Here is a 1,389-nt window from a genome sequence, read left to right on the forward strand (position 1 = left end):
GGGAGTGTCAGAAAGTTTGTGTGTGAGGCATAGCATGTCGACTTGGAGCATGAATGCCACGCAAGAAGAAAACAGAAGCCCCTACGGGCAATACGGCGCAGCCGCAATTCTCAGCCGCAGCGCTTGAGCAGTTGATCCCTGGGCCGGTGACGCCGGCCGAGCTGGAGAACATCTTCCAGCAGTTCAAGAAGGCTGTGATGGAGCGCGCCCTGGGCGCGGAGATGAGCCATCACCTGGGCTACGCACCCGGCCAGGCCAAGCCCGAAGGGGCGGCCACCAATCACCGCAACGGCAAGAGCACGAAGACCGTCTTGACCGACGTTGGTGCGCTTCGCATCGACGTTCCACGCGACCGCGAGGGCACGTTCGAGCCGCAGCTGATCGGCAAGCACGAGCGGCGCTTCACGGGCTTTGACGACAAGATCCTGGCCATGTACGCCCGCGGCATGACTGTGCGCGAGATTCAGGGCTACCTGGCCGAGATGTACGCGGTGGACGTCTCGCCCGACCTCATCAGCCGCGTCACGGACGAGGTGATGAGCGAGATCACGGCCTGGCAGACGCGCCCTCTGGAGCCGATGTACCCGGTGGTGTTCTTCGACGCGCTGCGCGTCAAGATTCGCGAGGATGCCGTGGTGCGTTCCAAGGCCGTGTACCTGGCGCTGGGCGTGCTGCCAGACGGCACGCGCGACATCCTCGGGATCTGGATCGAGAACACCGAGGGCGCCAAGTTCTGGATGAAGGTCTTCAACGATCTGAAGACCCGTGGGGTCAACGACATCCTGATCGCCGTCACCGACGGCCTCAAAGGCATGCCAGAGGCGCTGGGCGCGGTGTTCCCGGCCACGACGCTGCAGACCTGCATCGTGCACCTGATCCGCAACAGCCTGGACTTCGCGGCCTGGAAAGACCGCAAGGCGCTGGCCGCGGCCATCAAGCCGATCTACACGGCGGTGAGCGCAGAGGCCGCTGAGAGCGAGCTGGACGCGTTTGAAGCCGGTCCCTGGGGCCAGAAGTTCCCCACGGTCGTCAGCGCGTGGCGACGGGCCTGGGACAAGGTCATTCCCTTCTTCGCCTTTCCACCCGAGGTCCGGCGCGTGATCTACACGACCAACGCCATCGAGAGCGTGAACGCACGGCTGCGCAAGATCATCAAGACACGCGGGCACTTCCCCAGCGATGACTCGGCCACCAAGCTGATCTGGCTGGCGCTGCGCAACATCACCGAGGACTGGACCCGACCGACTCACCACTGGAAAGCCGCCATGAACCAGTTCGCAATCCTCTACGAAGATCGATTCACCAGACCGGTGTCGTAGGATCCCCCACCGCCTTCACGAAATCGGTGAAGGCTCAACGAGCCTCACACACAGAAATTCGGACAGGCCC

General features: G+C 63.4%; 1 protein-coding gene. It reads left to right on the forward strand.

Going from position 1 to position 1,389, the window contains the following annotated elements:
• The first annotated feature begins 53 nt into the window (after positions 1-53).
• The gene (locus NFX52_RS30120) at positions 54-1,319 is read left to right on the forward strand and encodes an IS256 family transposase (RefSeq protein WP_055401320.1); all 1,266 of its coding nucleotides are present in this window, start codon (positions 54-56) and stop codon (positions 1,317-1,319) included.
• The last annotated feature ends 70 nt before the right edge of the window (positions 1,320-1,389 follow it).

The sequence above is a fragment of the Acidovorax facilis genome (assembly GCF_023913775.1).
GTDB classification, from domain to species: Bacteria; Pseudomonadota; Gammaproteobacteria; order Burkholderiales; family Burkholderiaceae_C; genus Acidovorax; species Acidovorax facilis.